This is a genomic window from Virgibacillus carmonensis, from assembly GCF_057836705.1.
The window spans coordinates 1-563 of the sequence record NZ_JBYQFJ010000325.1 but is presented as its reverse complement, the minus strand read 5'-3'; the positions used below and the strand labels follow the sequence as shown (position 1 = coordinate 563).

At 37.7% G+C, this 563-nt stretch carries 1 protein-coding gene; it reads left to right on the top strand.

The genetic code is table 11. The annotated features are described in order from the left end of the window. A partial coding sequence (locus tag AC3G7N_RS22130) for a RelA/SpoT AH/RIS domain-containing protein (protein WP_489424265.1) occupies nucleotides 1-563 on the top strand: 563 nt, incomplete at both ends.

Here is a 563-nt window from a genome sequence, read left to right as displayed (position 1 = left end):
GCAAAAATTAACGGCAAGATGGAACCCCTTGATTATAAACTGAAGAACGGTGACATTATTGATGTAATGACGTCAAAACATTCTTATGGACCGTCCCATGACTGGTTAAAGGTAACGCAAACCTCACAGGCTAAAAATAAAATCAAACAGTTTTTTAAGAAACAGCGGCGTGAAGAAAATATTACAAAAGGTAAAGAGTTAGTCGATAAAGAAATTCGTTCTTTGGGTATTGAACCGAAGGAAGCTCTAACTCAGGATAATCTGCAGCGTGTTTATGAAAAATTTAATTTTACGAATGAAGAGGATATGTATGCGGCCGTCGGCTATCAAGGAATTACAGCAGCGTTAATAGCCACAAGACTGACAGATAAAATTCGTCAATCAAAATTAAAAGAACAAGATCTTGCCCAAACATTGGAAGATGTGAAAACGGATGTTAAGGCCAACAAGACGCATAAACGTGATTCTGGTGTCAAGGTTGAAGGTGTTGATAACCTATTGGTTCGCCTGTCAAAATGCTGTAATCCTGTTCCGGGTGATGATATTGTTGGTTATATTACAAA